Genomic DNA, 21,956 nt, shown 5'->3' with positions numbered 1-21,956 from the left:
CAATTCTAATATTTTATATTTTAAATATTCTAAGTATATTTGCGCCTCTTTTGAAAGGAAAGTACATAGCAAAATGAAAAAAGACCTGCATCCCTCAAACTATAGATTAGTGGTTTTCAAAGACATGTCAAACGACTACTCTTTCATCACTAAATCATGTATCGAAACTCGCGAATCCGTTAAATGGGAAGACGGCAATGAGTATCCATTAGTTAAATTAGAGATTTCTCATACATCGCATCCGTTCTACACCGGTAAAATGAAACTGGTTGACACTGCAGGACGTATCGACAAATTCCGCAGCCGTTACGCTAAAAAGTAATTGCTTGCAGCAAAATATTTATAAAGTCCCGGCCCAACAGCCGGGACTTTTTTTATTTTTGCCCACCTATGGCAATTATTCTTTTCGATGATAATGCACATCAAACGTTACTGCCTTTAACGTTTACCCGCCCGGTGGCCAATCTCCGCATCGGTATTTTAACCATAGCCGAAAAGTGGGCCAAGCATTTGAATACTTCTTTTTCTTACCATACACAGCCGTATTTGCAAGCTAAGTTTCCGCTGCATATAGAGGAAAATAACTTATTTATCAACGGAGGCATTTGCCCGGATGATAATCTGCTGGAAGCTATAGATAAATTACAACCCGGCGAAGCATTGATGCGCTACAGCCAATTGCTGGCTGTAAAATTAAGTGAGAGTGATGCCCGGCAGTTTAATGCCGCTCAGACATTTGAGCGGGTGGTTGATTATGCCCCGTCTTTGGTAAGCATCCGTTACCCTGAAGATATTTTTCAAAAAAATGATATCGCATTACGACGCGATTTTCAATTGCTCACTAAAGGGCGTACCAGTACTAAAATCAGTTCCACTAACGTAATCATCGGCAATGATTTTTTTGCCGAAGAAGGTGCTGTAGCCGAATGTTCTACTTTTAATACCACCAACGGACCAATATATATCGGTGCTAATAGCCAGGTGTGGGAAGGAACACATATACGCGGCGGATTGGCGCTGTGCGATAATTCCCAAATTAAAATGGGCGCAAAAATTTATGGCGCTACCACCGTAGGGCCAAAGTGTAGGGTAGGTGGCGAAATTAACAACGCCGTTATCTGGGGAAATTCCTCTAAAGGGCATGAAGGGTATCTGGGTAACTCGGTATTGGGCGAATGGTGTAATATTGGAGCCGACTCTAATAATTCAAACTTAAAGAACAACTATGCGGAAGTGCGGTTGTGGGATTACCCTACCGAGCATTTTCGTAAAACCGGTTTGCAGTTTTGCGGGTTGGTTATGGGCGATCACTCGAAATGCGGTATTAACACTATGTTTAATACCGGAACAGTAGTGGGGGTATGTGCAAATGTTTTTGGTGCAGGTTTTCCGCGCAATTTCGTGCCCGATTTTGCTTGGGGTGGGGCGCATGGTTATGACGTTTACCACCTTGAAAAAGCTTTTGAAACGATTGAGCGGGTATATGCCCGCCGTAATATGCAGCTGGATAATGTCGAGAAACAGCTGCTGCAAGATGTGTTTAATTTAACCCAATCATACAGAAAATTTTAAAACGATGAGAAAAAAGATAGTTGCCGGCAACTGGAAAATGAACATGGATTATAACGAAGGTTTGGCCCTGTTTTCAGAAATTGCCAATATGGTTAAAGATGAAGTAACCGGTTCACAGCAAGCCGTGGTTTGTTCGCCGTTTATTCACTTGAGCAGCCTGGGCCAACTGGCAAAAGGTTATGATAAAGTTTCTATCGGTGCGCAAAACATTCACCAAAATGAATCTGGCGCTTACACCGGCGAGGTGTCTGCCAAAATGGTAAAATCTACCGGTGCAGAATATGTGATTTTGGGTCACTCAGAGCGTCGCCAGTATTTTGATGAAGATAACCAGCTGTTATCGTTAAAAACTGAGGCTGCTTTAAAGCATGGCTTGAAACCAATTTTTTGTATTGGCGAAACTTTAGACGAGCGCGAAGCAGAGCAACACTTTGATGTGATCAGAACACAATTGAAAGAAGGCATATTCAGCTTGTCAACTGAGCAATTCGGGCAGCTGGTATTGGCTTACGAGCCGGTTTGGGCCATTGGTACCGGTAAAACCGCTACTGCCGAGCAAGCGCAGGAAATTCACGCTTTTATCCGCGAAGAAATTGCCAATAATTATAGCCAGGAAGTAGCTGACAATACAACTATTTTGTATGGTGGCAGTGCTAACCCTAAAAATGCCTCGGAACTGTTTGCCCAGCCTGACATTGACGGTGGTCTGATTGGCGGCGCATCATTAAAGTCGCGCGACTTTTTGGATATTGTAAAAGTATTTAATTAATTTTTTAAGTATCAGGTAGCGAGTATTAAATATCAAAACGAAATGATGACTACAAATGCTGTAGAGCATTTGTTAAACATTATGTTGCTTGATAAAAAGGTCTTACTACTTGATACTTATTACTTGATACTAAAATCATGAACTATTACGAACTGCTATTTACAGTGGTAACCGAGGAAGATTACCAGCAAGATTTACTAATCAGTGAGCTGGCCGAATTGGGCTTTGATACTTTTGAAGAAACAGATTTAGGATTCAAAGCGTATATACCTTCTGAAGATTTTGATAAGGATTTGGTTGAAGATACACTGGCTCCTTATCACGAGCAGTTCACCTTTTCGTACGAAATAAACCTGATACCGGAGAAGAACTGGAACGCGGTTTGGGAGAGTAACTTTCAACCGATTACCATTGGTACGCAGGTTTATGTACGTGCCACTTTTCACGAACCTCATCCCGAGTTTCCGCATGAAATAGTGATCGATCCAAAAATGGCTTTTGGTACCGGCCATCATGATACTACTTGTTTGATGATGGAAACCATGCTGGAAAATGATATTCAGGGTAAAAAGGTGTTGGATATGGGCTGTGGTACAGGCATATTGGCTATCTTGGCTTATAAACTGGGCGCGGCCGATTTAACGGCTATCGATTATGACATGCTGTGCTATAAAAGCACTATCGAAAACACAGAGCTGAATCATGTACCGGATGTAAATGTTATTTGTGGTTCAAAAGAGGATATTCCGAATGAGCACTACGATGTCATCTTAGCCAACATTAACCGGAATATCCTGCTCGACCAAATGGAACGGTATGCTGAAGTATTAAAGTCTGATGGGGAGATTTATTTTAGTGGTTTTTATGAATCACCAGATTTGGAAATGATTCGTGAAGAAGCTAACAAATATGGAATGCATTACATTAGCCATAAAAAAAGCAATAATTGGGTAGCTGCCCGCTTTAAAAAGGCATAACATAAACCATCTCTCAACTTACTCGATAGGGGATATAAGAGAAAATGTCATCTCGAACGACAGTGAGAGATCTTTTAAAAGCGGGCGGTTAGCTTATCGTTTTCAAAAGATTTCTCGTTATCACTCGAAATGACATTTTTATTTTATACCCTGTCCAAGGTGTTTTTACCTACCGAACAAGCTTGGGCTTAATAGCCCAAAGTAAATCTTTTCTTCACAAACTGATTGTTCTCCAGTTCATCCAATAAGGCCACTGCTAAGTCGGCAACCGATATATCGTTTTTGCCGGCCTCATTAAATACCGGTTGCTCAGTACCTAAACGGAATTTGCCGGTAGGTTCACCCGGATGCAAGTTAATAGCCGGGCTTAAAAATGTCCAATCCAATTGCTGTTCCTGACGCAATTCGGTTAAAAAATCGCGAGCTGCGGTAGCGCCTGGTTTGTAAGCCGCTGGGAAATCAGGCGTGTCTACTAACTGTACGCCGGGCTTAATTTCTAAGCTGCCTGCACCACCTACAAATAAAAATCGGTTAATTCCGGCTTGCTTGGTAGCTTGTTGTATAGATCTTGATCCTTTCAAAAAGTCATTATACAAGTCGGGGTTAGTCCAGCCGGCATTAAACGTGCTGATTACGGCATCGTGGCCAACTAGTAATTGCGCCAGTATTTCAGTATCATAAATATCCACCGCTTGCTTGGTTAAATGCTCGTGGCTAATGTCAAGCTTGTCGGGGTTGCGGGCAAATGCGGTTACTTCATAGCCACGGTTTAATGCTTCGGTTACTACATGTGGACCAACAAAGCCGGTGGCACCAATAATTGCTACTTTCATAATAATGTAATTTAATTTGTTACAGTTTAAGTTAAAAAATATATTAGTGAAATTGTTTACTAAACTCTGCTAAGGTTTGCTTGCCTAGTTTGTCATAAATCAGTTTGTCAAGATCGGTATTGATAGATGCCACATTTTTATTTATGCTTTTACCTACTGTGCAATTAGGATTAGGCTGATTGCGCGCTTCGCCCAAAACGCTGTCTTGCTTTACTGCTACGTATATATCAGCCATCGTAATTAAATGAGCCGGTTTGCCCAACTGGTATCCGCCAGTTTTACCTTCTTTACTATTTACCAGGTTGTGCTTCCGCAAATTACTCAGTTCTTTTCTAATAAGGGCAGGATTAGCGTTAATGCTTCCGGCCATATACTCAGACGATAGTTGTTCATTCTCACCCAAATGGAGCAAAGTCATAATGTGTACTGCTATTTGAAACCGACCGTTATTCATCTGTAATATTTTTTATTACAGTACAAAGGTGTGTTTATTTTTTAATGTAATTACACGTTATGAGTATAATGACAGAAATTTTACAGTTGTAAGTATCACTGTACCCGTTTATAGCGTCTAACATATAACACATTTTTGATGTGTCAGCATATTTATGTTTATTTGCAGTTATTGCTTAACGCTTAATATTTAAATGAGGGTACACTTTATAGCTATAGGGGGTAGCGCAATGCACAACCTTGCTATTGCTTTAACTAAAAAGGGTTTTCAAGTATCTGGTTCAGACGATGTTTTGTTTGAACCTTCTATCTCGCGACTGGCCAAATATGGTTTGCTGCCCGAAAACAACGGCTGGTATCCCGAAAAACTAACCTCTGATTTAGATGCGGTAATTTTAGGCATGCACGCTCGTGCGGATAACCCTGAATTATTAAGAGCGCAAGAGTTGGGACTTAAGATTTACTCTTATCCGGAATATATTTACGAGCAGTCTAAAAACAAACTGCGGGTAGTTATAGGCGGAAGTCATGGTAAAACTACCATTACATCTATGATCTTGCACGCGCTTAAAACTGCCGGTAAGGATTTCGATTATTTGGTAGGCGCACAATTGGAAGGTTTTGATACCATGGTACAATTAAGCGATGCCCCGGTAATAGTGATAGAAGGGGATGAGTACTTATCGTCACCTGTTGATCGCCGGCCAAAGTTCCATTTATACAAAGGGCACGTTGGTGTAATTAGCGGAATAGCCTGGGACCATATCAACGTTTTCCCAACGTTTGACAATTATATCGAGCAGTTCGACCTGTTTATACAAACCATTCAGTCCGGTGGTACCATATACTATGCAGATAACGACGAGGTGCTGAAGCAAATGATTGCCAAAAATCAATCTGTTGCTGTAAATAAACAACCTTACAGTTTGCCTCAGTTTGAAGTGAATAATGGAGTAACAACTATTATTCATGAAAATGAGCGTTATGCTTTACAGGTATTTGGCGATCACAACTTATTGAATATGGAAGCTGCCCGTTCGGTTTGCAGCCAGTTAGATATTGATTCGGCTGCATTTTACAGCAGCATGCAAACGTTTAAAGGTGCAGCCCGCCGCCTGGAGCTACTAGGCAAAAATGAGCATACCAATGTTTATAAAGATTTTGCTCATTCTCCATCTAAACTGAAGGCTACCATCCATGCGGTGAAAGCGCAGTTTCCAACCCGCAGGTTAATTGCCTGTATAGAGCTGCATACCTTTAGCAGTTTGGATAAAAACTTTTTAAGTGAATATGCGGGCTGCATGGACGAAGCAGATCAAGCGGTTGTATTTATTGACGCACGAACCTTTGAGCAAAAGAAATTGCAACCTTATTCAGAATCTGACGTAAAAGAAGCTTTTAAAAGGAGCGATTTGATATTCTATAATGAGCCGGAGCTGTTGAAACAATCATTGGAACAAGAAAATACAACAAATGCGAATGTTTTATTGATGAGTTCTGGTAACTTTGGCGGTATAAATTTGTCTGAATTGGCAAATGATATATTAAATATCAAATAAATAAAAATTTTTTTATTACAATATTATTGTAACTTTATTAACTATTGAGAAATCCTTATCCTTGATTAAAAGATGAAAACACTTGGCAAGAAGATCAGATTACTAAGACACCAGAAGGGCTGGAGTCAGGAAGATGTAGCTAAACGGCTCGACATTTCAATCCCCGCTTTTTCTAAAATTGAGACCGGTATCACCGACATTAACCTTTCTCGTTTAGAACAGATAGCAAATTTGTTTGAGATGTCTGTAGTACAACTGCTTACGTTTAATGATGCCGAGTATGAGCAGAAATACGTAAATGAATTAGAGAATGTCAATAAGAAACTGATGGATAGGGAGACGGAAGTTATTGACTTGCAGAAAAAAGTAATAGAACTGTTTGAAGAACTTCGCCAAAGTAAAGCAACAGCATAATGTATAAAGCAAATAGCCCGGTATATAACCGGGCTATTTGAATATATAACGTAAGGTTGCATGCTTTTTACCTAGCTTTCCACCCATAGCTTCGTGCAGTGCAATCATTTTATCGTTAAAATCGCCTACCCACGAAAGTTCCATTTCGTCATATTGCTTAAGCGGTAACACGTATTCCTTTACTTTAATAAACATTACCGATTCGAGGCCATGTTTCTGAAATTTTATTTTAGTACCCATAACTACTGCACGCATCCGGTTAACACCTTTCCACTTATGGTACAAAAACTTGAGCTTTCCAATTAAGTCCAATTTACCGTTCAATGATTTGATCATTTGATTGGCATCGGGCAGTATCACTACAAATGCAGCAGGCTCTCCGTTTACATATGCAAACCAAATCAAATTTTCATCCATAATAGCTTTCATTTTTTGGAAAGTTTCCAGAATGGTAGCTTTTTGAATGGGAACGAAGTTTTCAAAACCCTGCCAGGCATCGTTATAAATTTCCATAAAGTCGGCCGCAAATCGGTTAATCTGCGAAACTTTCAGGTGCTTAAACTCATAGCCCGGCTTTTGCATCACCCAATTGGCTATTTTGGTAAAACGCTCCGGAAACGGCTTATGTGCATCCACATGATTGGTAATCTGCTCATACAAAGTGGTAAAGCCGTAGTCGTCAAAAAATTTCTTATAATACGGCGGGTTGTAGTTCATACCGTATGATTGGGGTACAAAACCTTCAATCAGCAATCCCCAAAAGGTGTCATTTTCGCCAAAGTTGATTGGCCCGTCCATGGCTTGCATGCCGTTTTGTGCCAGCCATTGTTTAGCGGTATCAAACAGTATAAAGGCAGCTTGCTCATTATCAATACATTCAAAAAAGCCCATGCCGCCAGTAGGTTGCGCGTTGTTGTAAGCTTTTTTATTGTTGATAAATGCTGCAATACGTCCGGCCGGTTCACCCTGGTTGTCTGTTAAAATCCACCGGGTGGCTTTTCCAAATTGGTGAAAATTGTTTTTGGAAGGATCAAAAACGGCTTCTATATCATTATCCAGCGGGCAAATCCAATTAGGATCATTCCGGTAAATGAAGCGGGCAGTATCTAAAAAGGCGTTTTGGGTAGTTTTATCGGCAACCTCGGTTATGGTCATCAGTAGAATGTTCGGCATCACAAAAGCTTTAACAAACCTTGGTGATGCCTTGAAAATGAATTTAAATGTTAATAATCGTCATCGTCGTTATAACGATCAATGTCGCTGTAATCCAGGTCATCTAGCGGTGCACCGAATTCATCATCGTCGTCATCATCGTCATCAAATCGCTTTTTGGTTTTTGGTTCGGCCTTCTCTGTTGATTTATTAGGGGCAGAATTTGTTGAAGCGACGTTCTTTTTTGCAGTTTTCTTGGGCGTTTGCATTATGAATATTGCTTAATTAGTGAGTTAATTTCTTTGCTTTAATAGTAGTTTAAATTTTTCGAGTCAACAGCATTTCTTCGATATCTCAAAAATAGTTAAAAATCACTTTCAGTAAAAAAAAGCTAAAAATTATTCCTGTTGCTGGCCAATGGTGCTTGATGCGGTATCAATTTCGCTGATACGGGGTAAGTCTTTGATATTGTTAATGCCCATATAATCAGCAAAAATGTTACTGGTGGTATACAACAACGGTTTACCTATGGTGTCTGCTTTGCCTGCAATACTAACTAATTCTTTTTCAAGAAGTTTTTGTATAGAATAATCACAATTCACACCTCTAATTTGCTCAACTTCCAATTTGGTAACGGGTTGTTTATAGGCAATAATGGCCAGTGTTTCGAGCGCAGCCTGGCTTAACTTCTTTTTAGAGCGTTGAAGCTGGAGTTGACTAATTACTTGATGATGGGCTTTTTTAGTTAAAAATTGGTAACCGTTGTTAATCTTAACCAATTCAATGGCTAAAGCAGGAGTTTGATATTTAGTCATGATATTTTCTACAGCGCTTCTAATTACACTTTCATCTACGTCTACCTGTAAAGCGGCCTGTAAGCAAAAAATAATTTCTTCCAGCCGTATTCCCTGCTCAGATGCAAAAATAAGTGCCTCAATATGCTGTTCTATACCCTCCATAACACAAATATAGCGTATTGGAATAAGTTCATGTGAAACCGTGTGAACTAATTACAACGTAGATTGTAGTAGACTTAATCTATAACTAACAACTTTTAATTACTTATGAAAACAACAACACAAGAAAGCACTGTTGGCAATCCAATGGCCAGGCGGTCATTTTTGAAATTTGCCGGGGTAGGTGTTGCTACTGGTGTGGCCCTTACTGCGGCATCATGTAGCAAAAAAGAATTTGTAGACAATGATCATGTTGATTTAGGCAGTGGTGATATTGCTATATTGAATTATGCTTATGCTTTGGAGCAATTAGAAGCTGCATTCTACACGCAAGTAGCTACTAATTTTTATAGCGGTATTTCTGCTGATGAGAGAGCATTGCTGACAGACATTCGTGACCACGAAGTTTCTCACCGTGAGTTTTTCAAAGCGGCTTTAGGTTCAAACGCTATTCAAGGATTAACACCTAACTTTAGCTCAATTGACTTTAGCAGCCGTGCAAGTGTGTTAGGCGCAGCTAAAACTTTTGAAGATTTAGGGGTTGCCGCATACAATGGTGCAGGTGCCTTAATTACTACACCTGATTATTTGGTACTAGCCGGTAAAATTGTTTCTGTAGAAGCCCGTCACGCAGCTACTATTCGTGATTTGCTGCAATACAACAGCTTTGTGGATAATACTGTTGTAAACATCAGCACAAACAGCTTGGAGAAATCTAAAACACCTCAGGAAGTAGTGCCTATTGCAAATACCTTCCTGACTGGTAAAAAACTGGCAGCTCCTTCATTAGGCATCTATTAATCACCTATTTAAAAACATCAACAACATCATGAATTTACTAAACTTAATAGACGATATTCATCAGGCAGATCCGGAATTTGCAGATAGAATCAGCCCACGTCGTGCTGCTATCAGAAACATTACCAGTTTTGGTACTAAAGTAGCTGCAGCCGCTGTACCTTTTGTTTTTTCAACGTTAGTTAAAAAAGCATACGGTCAGGCGTTAACGCCACAAATTATAGATACCTTAAACTTCGCTTTAACTGCTGAGTATCTGGAATCAGATTATTACAATACATACGGTCAACGTTCAAATATACCAGCAACCGATCGTCCGGGTATTGATTTGATTCGTATTGATGAAACTAACCACAAAAACTTTTTATTGCAAGCCTTAGGCAGCAACGCCATCGCAAAACCAACTTTTGACTTCACCGCTAAAGGTACTTATGCTGATTTGTTGCGTAACGATTCAGTTGGTTATGATATGTTCCTGGCTTTAGCACAAGCATTTGAAGATAACGGTGTAAGAGCTTATAAAGGCCAAGCTACTACCTTGATGGGTAATGCTACCATATTAACTGCGGCATTAAATATTCACTCTGTAGAAGGTCGTCATGCTGCGCATTTGCGTCGTGTTCGTCAGCTACGTGGCGTTGCAGTTAAACCTTGGATTACCGGTGTTACCAGTGGTATACCAGGTAATGATGCTGTTTTAGTATATGCTGGTGAAGATAACACCACTCAAGGCGGTGCCAACTTAACCTCATTGCCAAGTATAGCAGGTGCAACTACATCAGCAGCTATTGCAACTGAAGCTTTTGATGAGCCAAACACTAAAGACAACGTTAAAGCTATCGTTGCCCGTTTCTTAGCACCAGCATAAAAATTGGTGTTATATTAAACATACAACAAGAAAGGCTTTGCAATTGCAAAGCCTTTCTTGTTGTATGTTAGTAATTTATTACTTGTTCTTCTATTTGAACAGGTAACGCACGCCATTCATATTTTTGATTGCGTAGTTGTGGTTCAAAACCCGCCTCGGCAATTGAATTTTGAATGCCTTGCGCGGTAAAGCGGTGAGGGGCACCAGCAGCTGATACCACATTTTCTTCAATCATAATAGATCCAAAATCATTAGCTCCTGCATGTAAGCAAACCTGTGCAACTTGTTTACCAACAGTTAGCCATGATGCTTGAATATTTTTAATGTTAGGCAGCATAATGCGGCTTAACGCTATCATGCGAATGTACTCATCGCCAGTAACATTGTTGGTTATACCACGAACCTTGCGTAATAACGTTCCATCGTCTTGGAAAGGCCAAGGGATGAATGCAATAAAACCATAATGGCCATCGGGCTTTTCCGACTGTACCTGGCGTATCCATACCAGGTGCTCAAAACGCTCGTCAATCGTTTCAACATGACCAAACATCATGGTAGCAGATGAAGGCAGATTAATTTGATGGGCTGCACGCATTACATCCAGCCATTCTTTACCGCCGCATTTACCCTTAGAAATTAACCGGCGTACACGGTCATTTAAAATTTCGGCACCTGCACCAGGTAATGAATCCAAGCCTGCTTCTTTTAACGCAGTCAGCACATCAATATGGCTCATGTTCTCGAGCTTGGCTACGTGTGCAATTTCGGGCGGGCCTAATGAGTGTAGCTTCAGGGTAGGATATAAATCCTTTAACTCTTTAAATAAGTTAGCATAAAAAGACAAACCCAAATCGGGGTGATGGCCACCTTGCAATAACAACTGATCGCCACCATAACGAAACGTTTCTTCAATCTTTTGCTTATAAGTTTCTATATCTGTAATGTAACTATCCTCATGGCCGGGACGTCTGAAGAAGTTACAAAACTTGCAGTTGGCGATACAAACGTTGGTGGTGTTTACATTGCGATCTATCTGCCAGGTAACTTTGCCATGCGGAACCTGAATTTTACGCAGCTCGTTGGCTACATACATCAGCTCGGCTGTTGTTGCGTTGTGGTATAAATAAACGCCCTCCTCAATGCTTAAAAAGTCAAATTGAAGCGCGCGTTGCAGCAAATCGGCAGTATTCATATACAAAGATACAGGTAAAAGATTAAAAAAGTAACCGGCTGATTCCAGCCTGTATAATATGATAATAAGCTGATGTTCTAATTAATTTACCACATTTCCCTTGTCTAAACGCAGCACTTGATCAACGCAATTGGGTATTTCTTCTTGATAATGTGTTACATAAATCAGCGTTATGGGGCTTATGCTGCAAATGGTGTCAATTAGATTTTTAAAGTGCTGGCGCTGTTGTTCATCTAGTCCTTGTGTAGGCTCATCTAAAATAAGCAAAGGCGGATTTTTAACCAGTGCCCTGGCCAGTAAGCACAAACGCTGTGCACTGGCAGGCATATTTTTAAGTAATTGTCGAGCATAAGGCTGTATTTCCAATACATCCATCCATTGCATAGCTACAGCCTGTTTAGCTGGTTGGCTTGGCCTAAACAAACCTAAGGTATCATAAAACCCAGACTCAATAACCTGTAAACCAGAGCTGTCAGATGGGAAATATTGAAACAGTTCGGGCGATATATAGCCGGTTTTGCGTTTGATATCCCAAATGCTTTCGCCTGTACCACGTTTTCTGTCAAACAGTATAATATCATTAGCATAAGCCTGTGGATTATCGCCATTGATGAGGCTTAACAAGGTTGATTTGCCTGCACCATTTGGCCCTAATAACGCCCAGTGTTCGCCCTGCTTAATGTGCCAATCAACGTTATTCAGAATTTGGTTATCACCATATTTTACATTGACCTTATGTAGCTTAACGATGTCCCGAAAAGTTTCTTTATTGGCAACGTTCACTAAAAAACTGATCTTATCCTTGTCTATTGATAACTCTTCTGATATTGGTTCAGGCCATTGAAAATCTGCAATGGGAGAGGTGGAGATAATGGCACCTTGTTCTAAAAGGGCAACGTGTGTGATGCTCTTTGGCAACTCATGCGTATTTGCCGACATGATTACGGTAATGCCGGTTTTCGTGATTTCATCAATCAGGTTGCCGAAAAATGAGCGAGTTTGCACATCCAGTCCGCTAAGCGGATTATCGAGTAGCAGCAACACCGGATTTTTCATTAAAGCTGATGCAATCAGCAATCGTTTAGTTTCGCCGTTTGATAATTTAATGAGCTGCTTGTCGAGCAGCGGTGTTAGCATCAGGCGTTCAGTTACTTTGTCGAGCGTCCAGTATGCGCCATCTACATGCGAAACTTCAATTGCATAAAGGTGCTCTCTGACGGTTGCACCTTCATCAGATTCGCTTGCATTGTAACGCTGTTGATAATAAAAATCGGTAGTGTTAGATGAGTTTTTAAAATGATGCTTAGTGTCCACTAGCGCAATTGGTTTTGCTTGTGAATGTGCTATACTAAAATTACGCTGAATGCTGCCGCCATTTAGCGGCAACCGTCCTGCTATCACGCTTAGCAATGCCGTTTTGCCTGATCCGCTGGCCCCTGCCAGTACCCAATTCTCACCCTGTTGAACAGTAAAAGACAGGTTGTCTAAAATCGTTTTTCCAGATTGCTTTACTACTGCTTTTTGTATGGATAGTAAAGGTGTCATCAATTCGTCGGACATTGTATTTAGATGTGTTTATGAAATACAAATGAACAAATTTCATCTTTTAGATATTTGATAAGTAACTAAAAAGTTAAAATATGAGACTTTTAAATGCTTTAGCCGGTGGAGTTACCGCCGCTTGCGCCATAACCGCACTACACCAATTTGTAAAATATCAAGACAAAGATGCACCACGTATGGATTTGCTGGGTATGGAATCTATAACTAAAATATTGCAAAAAATGGGCGTTGCGCCACCCAAAAAAGATAAGTTGTATTACATTACAATGGGCGGCGATATTTTTAGCAATGCTATTTATTACAGCTTAGTAGGCTTGGGAAAAGATAAAACCTGGCTAAAAGGGTCAGGCCTTGGATTAGCGGCGGGCTTAGGTGCAGTGTTGTTACCCAAACCCATGGGATTAAACGAAAAGCATAGCAATCGCACCCTCGAAACGCAACTGCTATCCGTACTCTACTATTTTGCAGGCGGTCTGGTATCTGCAGGTGTGGCTAAGTTGTTAGAATCGGCAACCAATAAAAACAATATAAGCATCACTAAAGATGTAAAAACTACAGCCGAAAGTATTTTTGATTGATATAGCTATTGGGAGTAGTATATTTAATTGTATTCGTGCTGTTTGAGCAACAAATATGATATGTGTTGGTTGTTTATTACTTACAAAATAAACTACCATGAAAAACAACACATTAAATTTTGCCGAGCCTCAATCAATATTGTCGGCTAAGCCCAAAAAACATTTAAAAAAGCTATTTACCTTGTTGGCTTTAGCGGCTGCGGGCTTAACCGCATGTGATTCTGGCAAAACAACCAGCTCATCTACAACGGTAGATAGTTCGGTAACGGTAACACAAACTGTTGACACCACACAAAAAGGTGGCTCGCCTGACGATGTTAAACCTAAGGGTCCCAAACCAGCATGGGCAGATGACATTAAACCACAAATGGCTGCAGTAATTGAAAAGTTAGCTAGCTATAATGATACACCTATCCCGCAGCTTACGGCAGTACAGGCCCGTAAAAATCATACGGCTACTGATGCAACCATGGATGTAATGAAAGATTATAACATTGCTATGCCGGTTATAAAAGTGGATACCATGGGTAAAGATATTCCGGTAACCGGTGGTAATGTGCATGTGCGTGTTTATACACCGCAAGGCGCTACGGGAACACTGCCTGTAATTGTTTATTACCACGGTGGTGGCTTTGTAATTGCCAATTTAGATGTATATGACGCTAGTGCTAAAACACTTGCCGACCAAACCCAGGCTGTTGTGGTATCAGTAGCTTACCGTTTAGCACCCGAGCATAAATTTCCAACCGCACACAATGATGCTTTTGAAGCTTACCAATGGGTAGTTAAAAACGCAGCTTCTATTAAAGGTGATGCTAAAATGATTGCCATAGCTGGTGAAAGTGCCGGTGGTAATTTAGCGGTAGCAACTGCTATTGCCGCACGCGATAAAGGTGTACAATTACCAGTGCATATTTTAAGTGTTTACCCAATTGCCAGTGCTGATATGGCTAGCCCGTCTTACGTAAAATATGCCAATGCAAAACCATTGGATAAACCAATGATGATGTGGTTCACTAAAAACTACGTAAGCAGCATGGCACAGGCCAAAGATCCACGCCTAAATTTGGTTGCAGCTAATTTAAAAGGTTTACCACCGGTAACTATTATCAATGCCGAGCTGGATCCATTAGCTAGCGATGGCGAAATGCTGGCTAAAAAATTGGAAGCTGCTGGTGTAAAAGTAGATACTAAAGTTTACAACGGTGTTACGCACGAATTTTTCGGTATGGGAGCTTTACTTCCCGAAGCTAAAGAGGCCGAAGGATATGCTGCAGAACAGCTAAAAAGTGCATTTAAGAAGTAAATGTTAAAAACAAATAAAGCTGCTTATTCCTTATGTAAGCAGCTTTATTTATATCATCTACCTTAAAAACACATACTATGAAAAATTTACCTATTCAAAAATTACATTATTTCGCTTTAGCGCTTTTAGTTACTACATTAAGTAGCTGTGAAGCTATTAAAGGCATCTTTAAAGCCGGTTTTGTAGTTGGCATTATTGCCGTAATAGTGGTAGTCTTTGTAATTATCTGGATTATCAATATGTTCAGGGGCGGTCGTTCTTAATGTATTCAATTGAGAATCAATTTGCTTAAACAAAAAAACATATTTAGAAGTTCATCTGATACTTAACCCACATACTTATGGAAACGACACAAAATACCGTTGAAACATTAAACGACCTGATTAAGATCCACAACGATCGTATTCAAGGTTATGAGCGTGCTATTAAAGAAACTCCTGCGGAAAATGCCGATTTGAAACAATTGTTTACCGGCTTCATCGGCGACAGCCACCAATTTAAGTTGGCCTTGGCTACCGAAGTTCAAACTTTTGCACGTGATATTGAAAACACCACATCAACCAGTGGCGATATTCACCGCACCTGGATAAACTTAAAAACATTTTTTACCGGACACAGTACTAAAAGTGTTTTAGAAGAGTGTGAGTTTGGAGAAGACGCTACTCAAAAAGCTTATAAATCTGCGTTGGAAGACGAGAAATTACCGGCTTATATTAAAGATATACTTACACAGCAAGAAACTAACCTAAAAGCTGCGCATGACAAAGTAAAGCAACTGCGCGATTTGGAAAGAGCTGAATCATAACCGTTGCTTAAATCGATAAAAAGCCTCTTTAACGTTTGCTTAAAGGGGCTTTTTTGCTTTTGGTAATTAACAGGCTATTTCTTATTTGTATATTGGCCCGTCAATAATAACAAATCAGTTTTACAGCTGTTAAATAGTCACCAAACAAAAAAGCTTTAATGAAAAAAGTAATTTTAATAATGATGTTAGCCGGCAGTGCTTCCTTTTTCCAAGCCTGCGATTCTGGTAATACCAGCAAGGATGCAGCCGACTCGGTTAAGAACATTGAGGAGCCTAACCCAATTGATACCTCTAAAACCACTACCGAACTGGGTGGTGCTACCGTAGAAGACAATAGTGCATCTGGAGGTACATCTATCGTTAAAGGCCGTGCCAGCAACAAAACCACTATGGCAACGCCGTCCACAACTGCTGCCAAAATAGATACTGCAGCAGAGGCGCACAAAGACTCTGTAAAAACTGCACCTAAGCAGTAATAAAAAAGGCCTGATTCAAATGAATCAGGCCTTTTTTATTACATTGCTGTAAAGTGATATTACATTTTTTTAGTAGTATCCATAGCAGCAGTGTCAGCTTTAGCAGCAGTATCAGTTGAAGCTACAGTGTCAGTAGTAGTGGTAGTAGTGCTGTCTACAGTAGCAGTAGAATCAGTACCGTTAGCTGAACCAGAGCCTTTGCAAGCAACCATTGACATAGAGATAGCTAAAGCTAAAAAGCCGAATTTAAATGCGTTTTTCATTGTTAATTTCTTTTAATAAGTGATTAATAGTTTCTCTTTAATACCGGTATTTCTAAAAGGTAACCCGCTTGTTTGAAAAAAAATTAAAAAAACTTTTAACAAGTATGAAAAGTGCAGATTTACTGCTGTTTAGTTACTGTTTTTTTAACAACAGTTTTTTTAGTAATCGTTTTTGATAATGTGTCAGAGCCACCTAATTGTGATGTATCTACCTTTTGTGTAGTATCACTTTGGGCGCTGTCTGTGCTCAGTGTTGTGTCTGCACTGCTTTGTACAGATGTGGATGAATCTACTTTTAAGGTATCTTCACCCTTTTGGCTACCCGAGCCGTTACATGCTGCTAAAAGGCCTGCAATCATTAAACCAAGACCAGCTTTTAAATAATTTTTCATGATGTGTATTTATTATGATTTAGGATGTGACGACGTTTAAAATTATTGCGGCTTACTGGTTGTGGTATCAGTACTTGTGCTATCGGGCTTTTGCGTGCTATCGGTATTGCCCCTTCTCATTTGCGAGTTATTGGTGAAAGTAGAAGTATCATCACCGTTTTCTGGCTTTGTATTGCTTGAGCAAGACGCCATGGAGATAGCAGTTATTGCAACAAGTACTATTTTTGCAAAGGTTCTCATAGGTTTCTTTATTTTATAAAGTAAAATGATAACGTTATGGTTTGGTAGTGCTGGTGTCGGCTAGCATAGTATTAGAATCTGCGCGCGCGCTGTCCATATTTACACTGGTATCACCAGATGTGCGGTTGATGCTTGAATCCTTAATCATGGCAGTTGAGTCTGACGTTGATTTTGAAGTATTGCCAGAGCATGATGCGAAAGAAATAGCTGCTACAGCTACTAAAGTAAATCTCATTAAACTTTTCATCGTAATGTTTTATTTTTTATTGTAATCAATTATTTATGCATTGTATCTGCCGGTAGGCTGTCTGCTTCCACGCGCGATTGTGTATCAACTGTTGTAGAGGTGCCGTTGCTGTCGTTACGGGTGGCAACCGAATCCATAGTTCCTCTGTTGCCGTTACCATTACCTTGGCATGCAGTGAATGAAATTGCTATCATTGCTACCGCTGCTAGTTTCAGAATGTTTTTCATAATTTGTAGTTTAATTTCTTATTTATCCATTACACACTCAAAATGTAACCCAAAGTTTTTATTTACGTTTTAATTTTTTTTTATGAATAATGGGTTACAATTTCGCATAAATAGTATTAAATAGTGAGTAAAGCATTAAACAGTTCAGCACCAACAGATAGTGAAGTTGTTTTAGGGATACTAAATAATTCGGAAATCATACTTAAGCGCGTATATGTGGCTTATTTCCCAATGGTATTACAATTAATCATCAACAACAACGGAACTACCGACGATGCCAAGGACATTTACCAGGAAGCGATCATTGTTCTTTATAATAAAATAAAAGCCGGAAACTTTGAACTGAGCAGTAAACTGAAAACCTTTTTATATTCGGTTTGCCGCAAATTGTGGTTAAAAAGACTTCATCAAATGAGCCGTTATGGCGGCGACATCAAAGATTTTCAAGACCATATACCGGTTGAGGATGACGCCGATATGCAAACCGAGCGGGATATGCAATTTTCGAAGATGGAAGGTGCGCTTAAGTTATTGGGCGAGCCTTGCAAAACCATCATCGAAGATTTTTACATAAATAACCACTCGATGCAGGATATATGTGAGCGGTTTGGATATACCAACGCTGATAATGCTAAAACTCAAAAATATAAATGCCTGCAACGGCTGAAAAAATTGTTTTTTCAGCAGTAATAGGAGAGGAAAAACAAATGAGTACTGATCATCAATTAACCGAACTGATTGAACGTTACCTGAGCGGCGAGCTGAGTGAAGAGGAAAGGTTACGTTTTGAAACCATGCGTCGGGAAAATGCCGCTATTGACAGCCGTGTTGTAGAACACCAGCAATTTACAAACTTGCTAAAGCAGTATGGCGAGCGTGTGGAGTTAGAAAAACGTCTGAATGCCATCCATCAGGAAATTGATGTGCATGGTTTAGCTGAAGAGCTGACCAACCATCCAAGCTGGGTAGTACGTATGTGGCGTCATCATCATTCTAAAATTTCAGTAGCTGCTTCGGTTGCTGTGTTTGCCATGATGTCTACATTATATTTTACCGGCTATTTTGCCGAGAAAAGTACACCCAACTACACTGAACTTAGACGTGAAGTTGCACGTGTTAAACAAACCACCGAAGATGTAAAGCGTACTACCAATGCATTAATGCATGATATTAAAGGTGGTCGTAAAATGATTACGCCAAGCAAATTCAGTGGTACAGGTTTCGCGCTTACAGCAAGCGGATATATTGTAACTAACTACCACGTGGTGAAAGACGCCGATTCTTTATATGTGCAAAATGCAGCGGGAGATGCGTATCATACCAAACTGATTTATACGGAACCGGCTTATGATATTGCCATTCTTAAAATTGACGATTCTACTTTTACAGGTTTAAGCGCTATTCCGTATAGCTTCAAAAAATCAAAAAGCGATGTAGGAGAGGATGTGTACACCTTAGGTTACCCGCGTGATGACTTTTATTACGGAAAAGGATACTTAAGCTCGGCTACCGGTAACAACGGTGACACCACTGCTTACCAAGTATCATTACCGGTTTACCCCGGCAATAGCGGCGGTCCGTTGCTTGACGGAAAAGGTAACGTGATTGGTATCATCAGCGGTAAGCAAACTCAAACCGAGAGTGCTGCATTTGCAGTAAAATCTTCTTACCTGTTTAAAGCTGTGCAAAGTGTAACTGCTGATAGCACTGCAAACACTATATCGTTAAAAAGCAAAAACGCACTTTCCAACTTAAGTCGCCAGCAGCAAATCAAAAAGTTGGAAAACTATGTGTTCATGGTAAAGGTTTACAATTGATTTTAACCTGTTCAATATATATGTAAAAATAAAAGCCTTCCAGAATCTGGAAGGCTTTTGTTTTTAGGCAAAATTTCAGGTTAAGAACTGCTTATCTATCCAGTTCGCCCAATACAAAATCAATTGAGCCGATAATGGCAATTAGGTCGGCTATCATAACGCCTTTACTAATTTCATTAATAACTTGTAAGTTGTTAAAACTTGGCCCACGGGCTTTAACCCGAAAAGGTACTTCCGATTTACCGTCGGCAATAAAATAGTACCCTAGTTCACCTTTAGATCCCTCTCCGCGCATATAAAAATCTTGCGCTTTTGGGATTATTTTTCGCGGAAGCTTGGCACGTGGGTCAAAGTCGGGCGTCCGTTTCAGTTCTTTTTGCAAACGATCCAGGCACTGTTCAATAATTTTTAATGATTGGCCAATCTCATCAACCCGTATTTTATTGCGGTCCCAGCAATCGCCTACGGTGCCCATCAAGCCTTTGCCAACGGGCACATCGAAATCAATTTCTGGGTAAACCGAATAGTTATCTATACGACGTAAATCCCATTTCAAACCAGAAGCCCGTAGCATAGGGCCAGAGCATCCGTAATTGATGGCTACATCTAAAGGTAAAACGCCAACGTTGGCTGTTCGGCTCACAAATATTTGGTTATTCGTAAGCAGTTCGTTTAACTCAACCATTTTGGGCTTGAAGTATTCTACAAACTCGCGGCAACGTTCTTCAAACCCAACAGGCAAGTCATAAAACAAACCGCCTATCCAGACATAGTTGTACAGTAGCCGGGAGCCGGATGCCCATTCCAGCATGTTCAAAATATGTTCACGGTCGCGAAAGCACCACAAAAACGGCGTGAATGCGCCGATATCGATTCCATAAGTACCTATGGAAATTAAGTGTGAAGCAATACGATTTAATTCAGACACCAGCACACGTATATATTCTACCCGTTTAGGAATTTCCTTATCGATGCCCAGCATCTTTTCCACGCCCATTACCCATATATGCGCATTGGTCATCGACGATAAGTAATCCATGCGATCTACAAACGGAATGGTTTGCTGGTAGGTAAGCGACTCGGCATGCTTTTCAAAACATCGGTGCAGGTAGCCGGCGTGCGGTATTACTTCTTTAATAATCTCACCGTCGGTAATCAGTTCCAGCCGTAGTACGCCGTGGGTTGACGGGTGCTGTGGCCCCATGTTCAACACCATATCCTGCGTAGATGCTTCGGCTATCTTTTGATAATATCTTTCGAGTGCGTCGTTCTGCATGATTAAGTTGATGGTTGTTGTGCTTTAGGCGGATATTCGATAGCGATGCCTTTGTAATATTCCGCAGCTTGATAATCCTTACGTATCGGATAGCCCTCCCAATCGTCGGGTAACAATATTCTTCTTAAATCGGGATGACCCTCGAAGAAAATCCCTAAAAGGTCGTACGCTTCGCGTTCATGCCATTCGGCTGTTTTGTAAACGTTGGATAGTGTTGGAAATACCGGCAATTCATCCAATCCACGGCTATTTTCTTTACTGATTTTCAACACCAGTTGCGTTTGATAGGGGATGGATGTTAAATGATAAACTACGCCAAAGCGGTTGGCCGAGGTGCCATAATCAATGCCCGACAGGCAATTCAAAAAATCAAAATAAGTAGCTGGGTTGTTTCGCAGTTCCAAGCAAACATCGGCAATACGATCGGGCGCAATAAGCAGTGCCGGTTGCAGGCCCCCAGTTTCTTCATTTACTATCACTTCCTGACCGAATTTTTCTATCAGCAGTATTTTGATATCCTCAAAACTCATGGTGCTAGTCTTACTTTTTTCCAGGTTTTTTTATCGGACTTTTTGTACAATATACGGTCATGCAAACGACTTGAACGGCCCTGCCAAAACTCAATCAATTGTGGTTTTAAAACGTAACCCCCCCAATAAGCCGGTTTGGGTATTGCTTTGTCGGCATATTCGGTTTCCAATTGCTGCCATTTGCTTTCCACCACTTCTCGGCCGGCAATTTCCTGACTTTGCGGCGAAGCTAAAGCACCAATCTGGCTGCCTTTAGGGCGTGAATGAAAATACTGTTCTGATTGTTCTTTGCTCAACTTTTCCAGTGTACCTTCAATGCGGATCTGTCTTTCCATCGGTCCCCAAAAAAAGGTCATGGCGGCCCAAGGGTTTTTAGCAATCTCTCTACCCTTACGGCTCATGTAATTGGTATAAAAGGCAAAACCATCCGGTCCAAAGCCTTTTAATAATAACACCCGCGCCGAAGGGCGGCCATTAGGTGTTGCTGTAGCCAATGTCATGGCGTTGGGTTCATATATCTGCGCTTTAATGGCTTCATCAAACCATTTTTCAAATTGCTTTATCGGGTCGTTGTCAGCATCATTTTCTGATAGGGATGCCGCACGATAATCTTGTCGTAAATTTTGTATGTCCTGTTGGTTCATTGCTTGCAAACTTACAAATTGCTTACTGTAATATGTGCTAATTTATAAC

At 40.4% G+C, this 21,956-nt stretch carries 30 protein-coding genes; 15 read left to right on the top strand and 15 right to left on the bottom strand.

Annotated features, from left to right (window positions below):
- Positions 1-73: 73 nt before the first annotated feature.
- From GPM24_RS08455 to prmA, 4 genes are all read left to right on the top strand, one after another.
- Positions 74-322 carry a type B 50S ribosomal protein L31 gene (locus GPM24_RS08455; RefSeq protein WP_158826329.1) on the top strand — a complete coding sequence of 83 codons (249 nt, stop codon included), beginning with the start codon at positions 74-76 and terminating at the stop codon, positions 320-322.
- A 68-nt stretch (positions 323-390) separates the two neighbouring features.
- Positions 391-1,572, top strand: coding sequence for a GlmU family protein (locus GPM24_RS08450; RefSeq protein ID WP_158826328.1), 1,182 nt, complete (start codon positions 391-393; stop codon positions 1,570-1,572).
- Between the two features lie 4 nt (positions 1,573-1,576).
- Positions 1,577-2,341: a triose-phosphate isomerase gene (tpiA, locus tag GPM24_RS08445; protein WP_158826327.1), complete on the top strand. Its 765-nt coding sequence runs from the start codon at positions 1,577-1,579 to the stop codon at positions 2,339-2,341.
- Positions 2,342-2,478: 137 nt separating this feature from the next.
- Positions 2,479-3,318, top strand: coding sequence for a 50S ribosomal protein L11 methyltransferase (gene prmA / locus GPM24_RS08440; protein WP_158826326.1), 840 nt, complete (start codon positions 2,479-2,481; stop codon positions 3,316-3,318).
- 188 nt (positions 3,319-3,506) lie between these two features.
- Here the strand turns inward: prmA and GPM24_RS08435 are convergent, their stop codons facing one another.
- The gene (locus tag GPM24_RS08435; protein ID WP_199269715.1) at positions 3,507-4,151 is read right to left on the bottom strand and encodes an NAD(P)-dependent oxidoreductase; all 645 of its coding nucleotides are present in this window, start codon (positions 4,149-4,151) and stop codon (positions 3,507-3,509) included.
- A gap of 43 nt (positions 4,152-4,194) precedes the next feature.
- On the bottom strand, positions 4,195-4,605 hold the full coding sequence (locus tag GPM24_RS08430) for an RrF2 family transcriptional regulator (RefSeq protein ID WP_158826325.1): 411 nt from the start codon (positions 4,603-4,605) through the stop codon (positions 4,195-4,197).
- A gap of 193 nt (positions 4,606-4,798) precedes the next feature.
- On the opposite strand from GPM24_RS08430, the gene GPM24_RS08425 reads away from it, so the two are divergent.
- Together GPM24_RS08425 and GPM24_RS08420 are read left to right on the top strand one after the other, a co-directional pair.
- The gene (locus tag GPM24_RS08425) at positions 4,799-6,163 is read left to right on the top strand and encodes a UDP-N-acetylmuramate--L-alanine ligase (protein WP_158826324.1); all 1,365 of its coding nucleotides are present in this window, start codon (positions 4,799-4,801) and stop codon (positions 6,161-6,163) included.
- A 72-nt stretch (positions 6,164-6,235) separates the two neighbouring features.
- Positions 6,236-6,577, top strand: a complete 342-nt coding sequence (locus GPM24_RS08420) for a helix-turn-helix domain-containing protein (protein WP_158826323.1) — start codon at positions 6,236-6,238, stop codon at positions 6,575-6,577.
- Positions 6,578-6,610: 33 nt separating this feature from the next.
- On the opposite strand, the gene GPM24_RS08415 is transcribed toward GPM24_RS08420, so the two are convergent.
- From GPM24_RS08415 to scpB, 3 genes are all read right to left on the bottom strand, one after another.
- Entirely contained in the window at positions 6,611-7,750 is a 1,140-nt protein-coding gene (locus tag GPM24_RS08415) for a GNAT family N-acetyltransferase (protein WP_233268763.1), read from the bottom strand.
- Positions 7,751-7,800: 50 nt separating this feature from the next.
- Positions 7,801-7,998: a hypothetical protein gene (locus GPM24_RS08410; protein ID WP_158826322.1), complete on the bottom strand. Its 198-nt coding sequence runs from the start codon at positions 7,996-7,998 to the stop codon at positions 7,801-7,803.
- A 129-nt stretch (positions 7,999-8,127) separates the two neighbouring features.
- The gene (scpB, locus tag GPM24_RS08405; RefSeq protein ID WP_158826321.1) at positions 8,128-8,688 is read right to left on the bottom strand and encodes an SMC-Scp complex subunit ScpB; all 561 of its coding nucleotides are present in this window, start codon (positions 8,686-8,688) and stop codon (positions 8,128-8,130) included.
- A 105-nt stretch (positions 8,689-8,793) separates the two neighbouring features.
- Between scpB and GPM24_RS08400 the strand changes: the two genes are divergently transcribed.
- Positions 8,794-9,486 carry a ferritin-like domain-containing protein gene (locus GPM24_RS08400; protein ID WP_158826320.1) on the top strand — a complete coding sequence of 231 codons (693 nt, stop codon included), beginning with the start codon at positions 8,794-8,796 and terminating at the stop codon, positions 9,484-9,486.
- A gap of 28 nt (positions 9,487-9,514) precedes the next feature.
- Positions 9,515-10,351: a ferritin-like domain-containing protein gene (locus GPM24_RS08395; RefSeq protein ID WP_158826319.1), complete on the top strand. Its 837-nt coding sequence runs from the start codon at positions 9,515-9,517 to the stop codon at positions 10,349-10,351.
- A gap of 67 nt (positions 10,352-10,418) precedes the next feature.
- Here GPM24_RS08395 and GPM24_RS08390 read toward each other — a convergent pair whose 3' ends face one another.
- Together GPM24_RS08390 and GPM24_RS08385 are read right to left on the bottom strand one after the other, a co-directional pair.
- Complete coding sequence (locus GPM24_RS08390) at positions 10,419-11,543, bottom strand: CofH family radical SAM protein (protein WP_158826318.1); 1,125 nt, start codon at positions 11,541-11,543, stop codon at positions 10,419-10,421.
- Between the two features lie 81 nt (positions 11,544-11,624).
- Complete coding sequence (locus tag GPM24_RS08385) at positions 11,625-13,103, bottom strand: ATP-binding cassette domain-containing protein (protein ID WP_158826317.1); 1,479 nt, start codon at positions 13,101-13,103, stop codon at positions 11,625-11,627.
- Between the two features lie 80 nt (positions 13,104-13,183).
- Here GPM24_RS08385 and GPM24_RS08380 point away from each other — a divergent pair, with 80 nt between their 5' ends.
- The 5 genes from GPM24_RS08380 to GPM24_RS08360 all read left to right on the top strand — a co-directional run bounded on the left by GPM24_RS08380 (position 13,184) and on the right by GPM24_RS08360 (position 16,271).
- Positions 13,184-13,684 (top strand): hypothetical protein, encoded by a 501-nt coding sequence (locus GPM24_RS08380; protein WP_158826316.1) that lies wholly within the window; start codon positions 13,184-13,186, stop codon positions 13,682-13,684.
- A gap of 97 nt (positions 13,685-13,781) precedes the next feature.
- A complete protein-coding gene (locus GPM24_RS08375; protein ID WP_158826315.1) occupies positions 13,782-14,990 on the top strand; it encodes an alpha/beta hydrolase in 1,209 nt (402 codons plus the stop codon).
- Positions 14,991-15,067: 77 nt separating this feature from the next.
- On the top strand, positions 15,068-15,253 hold the full coding sequence (locus GPM24_RS08370) for a hypothetical protein (RefSeq protein WP_158826314.1): 186 nt from the start codon (positions 15,068-15,070) through the stop codon (positions 15,251-15,253).
- A 77-nt stretch (positions 15,254-15,330) separates the two neighbouring features.
- Complete coding sequence (locus tag GPM24_RS08365) at positions 15,331-15,795, top strand: PA2169 family four-helix-bundle protein (RefSeq protein ID WP_158826313.1); 465 nt, start codon at positions 15,331-15,333, stop codon at positions 15,793-15,795.
- A gap of 158 nt (positions 15,796-15,953) precedes the next feature.
- Positions 15,954-16,271, top strand: coding sequence for a hypothetical protein (locus GPM24_RS08360; RefSeq protein ID WP_158826312.1), 318 nt, complete (start codon positions 15,954-15,956; stop codon positions 16,269-16,271).
- Positions 16,272-16,330: 59 nt separating this feature from the next.
- Here the strand turns inward: GPM24_RS08360 and GPM24_RS08355 are convergent, their stop codons facing one another.
- The 5 genes from GPM24_RS08355 to GPM24_RS08335 all read right to left on the bottom strand — a co-directional run bounded on the left by GPM24_RS08355 (position 16,331) and on the right by GPM24_RS08335 (position 17,640).
- Positions 16,331-16,534, bottom strand: a complete 204-nt coding sequence (locus tag GPM24_RS08355) for a hypothetical protein (RefSeq protein WP_158826311.1) — start codon at positions 16,532-16,534, stop codon at positions 16,331-16,333.
- A gap of 119 nt (positions 16,535-16,653) precedes the next feature.
- Positions 16,654-16,926: a hypothetical protein gene (locus tag GPM24_RS08350; protein ID WP_158826310.1), complete on the bottom strand. Its 273-nt coding sequence runs from the start codon at positions 16,924-16,926 to the stop codon at positions 16,654-16,656.
- Between the two features lie 42 nt (positions 16,927-16,968).
- Complete coding sequence (locus GPM24_RS08345) at positions 16,969-17,166, bottom strand: entericidin (protein WP_158826309.1); 198 nt, start codon at positions 17,164-17,166, stop codon at positions 16,969-16,971.
- Positions 17,167-17,200: 34 nt separating this feature from the next.
- A complete protein-coding gene (locus GPM24_RS08340; protein ID WP_199269714.1) occupies positions 17,201-17,401 on the bottom strand; it encodes a hypothetical protein in 201 nt (66 codons plus the stop codon).
- Between the two features lie 41 nt (positions 17,402-17,442).
- Positions 17,443-17,640, bottom strand: coding sequence for a hypothetical protein (locus GPM24_RS08335; protein ID WP_158826307.1), 198 nt, complete (start codon positions 17,638-17,640; stop codon positions 17,443-17,445).
- 123 nt (positions 17,641-17,763) lie between these two features.
- Between GPM24_RS08335 and GPM24_RS08330 the strand changes: the two genes are divergently transcribed.
- Both GPM24_RS08330 and GPM24_RS08325 read left to right on the top strand, forming a co-directional pair.
- Positions 17,764-18,330: an RNA polymerase sigma factor gene (locus GPM24_RS08330; RefSeq protein ID WP_158826306.1), complete on the top strand. Its 567-nt coding sequence runs from the start codon at positions 17,764-17,766 to the stop codon at positions 18,328-18,330.
- Between the two features lie 17 nt (positions 18,331-18,347).
- Positions 18,348-19,457 (top strand): S1 family peptidase, encoded by a 1,110-nt coding sequence (locus GPM24_RS08325; RefSeq protein ID WP_158826305.1) that lies wholly within the window; start codon positions 18,348-18,350, stop codon positions 19,455-19,457.
- Between the two features lie 91 nt (positions 19,458-19,548).
- On the opposite strand, the gene GPM24_RS08320 is transcribed toward GPM24_RS08325, so the two are convergent.
- From GPM24_RS08320 to pdxH, 3 genes are read right to left on the bottom strand one after another with little or no spacing between them, the layout of a single operon-like run.
- Positions 19,549-20,733: an NADH-quinone oxidoreductase subunit D gene (locus GPM24_RS08320; protein ID WP_158826304.1), complete on the bottom strand. Its 1,185-nt coding sequence runs from the start codon at positions 20,731-20,733 to the stop codon at positions 19,549-19,551.
- 2 nt (positions 20,734-20,735) lie between these two features.
- Positions 20,736-21,263, bottom strand: coding sequence for an NADH-quinone oxidoreductase subunit C (locus GPM24_RS08315; protein ID WP_158826303.1), 528 nt, complete (start codon positions 21,261-21,263; stop codon positions 20,736-20,738).
- Positions 21,260-21,907 carry a pyridoxamine 5'-phosphate oxidase gene (pdxH, locus tag GPM24_RS08310; protein WP_158826302.1) on the bottom strand — a complete coding sequence of 216 codons (648 nt, stop codon included), beginning with the start codon at positions 21,905-21,907 and terminating at the stop codon, positions 21,260-21,262. The genes GPM24_RS08315 and pdxH overlap by 4 nt, the downstream gene beginning before the upstream one ends.
- Positions 21,908-21,956: the final 49 nt, after the last annotated feature.

Origin of the sequence: Mucilaginibacter lacusdianchii (assembly GCF_009770985.1) — a bacterium.
Lineage (GTDB): Bacteria > Bacteroidota > Bacteroidia > Sphingobacteriales > Sphingobacteriaceae > Mucilaginibacter > Mucilaginibacter lacusdianchii.
Note: the sequence above shows the minus strand (reverse complement) of the source record. Positions and strands in the feature narration are given on the sequence as shown.

Coding starts and splice junctions, on each gene's coding strand:
- prmA (WP_158826326.1), top strand. CDS start 2,479: ATGAACTATTACGAACTGCTATTTACAGTGGTAACCGAGGAAGATTAC.
- GPM24_RS08320 (WP_158826304.1), bottom strand. CDS start 20,733: ATGCAGAACGACGCACTCGAAAGATATTATCAAAAGATAGCCGAAGCA.
- tpiA (WP_158826327.1), top strand. CDS start 1,577: ATGAGAAAAAAGATAGTTGCCGGCAACTGGAAAATGAACATGGATTAT.
- GPM24_RS08365 (WP_158826313.1), top strand. CDS start 15,331: ATGGAAACGACACAAAATACCGTTGAAACATTAAACGACCTGATTAAG.
- GPM24_RS08360 (WP_158826312.1), top strand. CDS start 15,954: ATGAAAAAAGTAATTTTAATAATGATGTTAGCCGGCAGTGCTTCCTTT.
- GPM24_RS08325 (WP_158826305.1), top strand. CDS start 18,348: ATGAGTACTGATCATCAATTAACCGAACTGATTGAACGTTACCTGAGC.
- GPM24_RS08355 (WP_158826311.1), bottom strand. CDS start 16,534: ATGAAAAACGCATTTAAATTCGGCTTTTTAGCTTTAGCTATCTCTATG.
- GPM24_RS08400 (WP_158826320.1), top strand. CDS start 8,794: ATGAAAACAACAACACAAGAAAGCACTGTTGGCAATCCAATGGCCAGG.
- GPM24_RS08455 (WP_158826329.1), top strand. CDS start 74: ATGAAAAAAGACCTGCATCCCTCAAACTATAGATTAGTGGTTTTCAAA.
- GPM24_RS08350 (WP_158826310.1), bottom strand. CDS start 16,926: ATGAAAAATTATTTAAAAGCTGGTCTTGGTTTAATGATTGCAGGCCTT.
- GPM24_RS08395 (WP_158826319.1), top strand. CDS start 9,515: ATGAATTTACTAAACTTAATAGACGATATTCATCAGGCAGATCCGGAA.
- pdxH (WP_158826302.1), bottom strand. CDS start 21,907: ATGAACCAACAGGACATACAAAATTTACGACAAGATTATCGTGCGGCA.
- GPM24_RS08430 (WP_158826325.1), bottom strand. CDS start 4,605: ATGAATAACGGTCGGTTTCAAATAGCAGTACACATTATGACTTTGCTC.
- GPM24_RS08390 (WP_158826318.1), bottom strand. CDS start 11,543: ATGAATACTGCCGATTTGCTGCAACGCGCGCTTCAATTTGACTTTTTA.
- GPM24_RS08450 (WP_158826328.1), top strand. CDS start 391: ATGGCAATTATTCTTTTCGATGATAATGCACATCAAACGTTACTGCCT.
- GPM24_RS08385 (WP_158826317.1), bottom strand. CDS start 13,103: ATGTCCGACGAATTGATGACACCTTTACTATCCATACAAAAAGCAGTA.
- GPM24_RS08435 (WP_199269715.1), bottom strand. CDS start 4,151: ATGAAAGTAGCAATTATTGGTGCCACCGGCTTTGTTGGTCCACATGTA.
- GPM24_RS08340 (WP_199269714.1), bottom strand. CDS start 17,401: ATGAGATTTACTTTAGTAGCTGTAGCAGCTATTTCTTTCGCATCATGC.
- GPM24_RS08315 (WP_158826303.1), bottom strand. CDS start 21,263: ATGAGTTTTGAGGATATCAAAATACTGCTGATAGAAAAATTCGGTCAG.
- GPM24_RS08380 (WP_158826316.1), top strand. CDS start 13,184: ATGAGACTTTTAAATGCTTTAGCCGGTGGAGTTACCGCCGCTTGCGCC.
- GPM24_RS08335 (WP_158826307.1), bottom strand. CDS start 17,640: ATGAAAAACATTCTGAAACTAGCAGCGGTAGCAATGATAGCAATTTCA.
- GPM24_RS08410 (WP_158826322.1), bottom strand. CDS start 7,998: ATGCAAACGCCCAAGAAAACTGCAAAAAAGAACGTCGCTTCAACAAAT.
- scpB (WP_158826321.1), bottom strand. CDS start 8,688: ATGGAGGGTATAGAACAGCATATTGAGGCACTTATTTTTGCATCTGAG.
- GPM24_RS08420 (WP_158826323.1), top strand. CDS start 6,236: ATGAAAACACTTGGCAAGAAGATCAGATTACTAAGACACCAGAAGGGC.
- GPM24_RS08370 (WP_158826314.1), top strand. CDS start 15,068: ATGAAAAATTTACCTATTCAAAAATTACATTATTTCGCTTTAGCGCTT.
- GPM24_RS08375 (WP_158826315.1), top strand. CDS start 13,782: ATGAAAAACAACACATTAAATTTTGCCGAGCCTCAATCAATATTGTCG.
- GPM24_RS08425 (WP_158826324.1), top strand. CDS start 4,799: ATGAGGGTACACTTTATAGCTATAGGGGGTAGCGCAATGCACAACCTT.
- GPM24_RS08345 (WP_158826309.1), bottom strand. CDS start 17,166: ATGAGAACCTTTGCAAAAATAGTACTTGTTGCAATAACTGCTATCTCC.
- GPM24_RS08415 (WP_233268763.1), bottom strand. CDS start 7,750: ATGCCGAACATTCTACTGATGACCATAACCGAGGTTGCCGATAAAACT.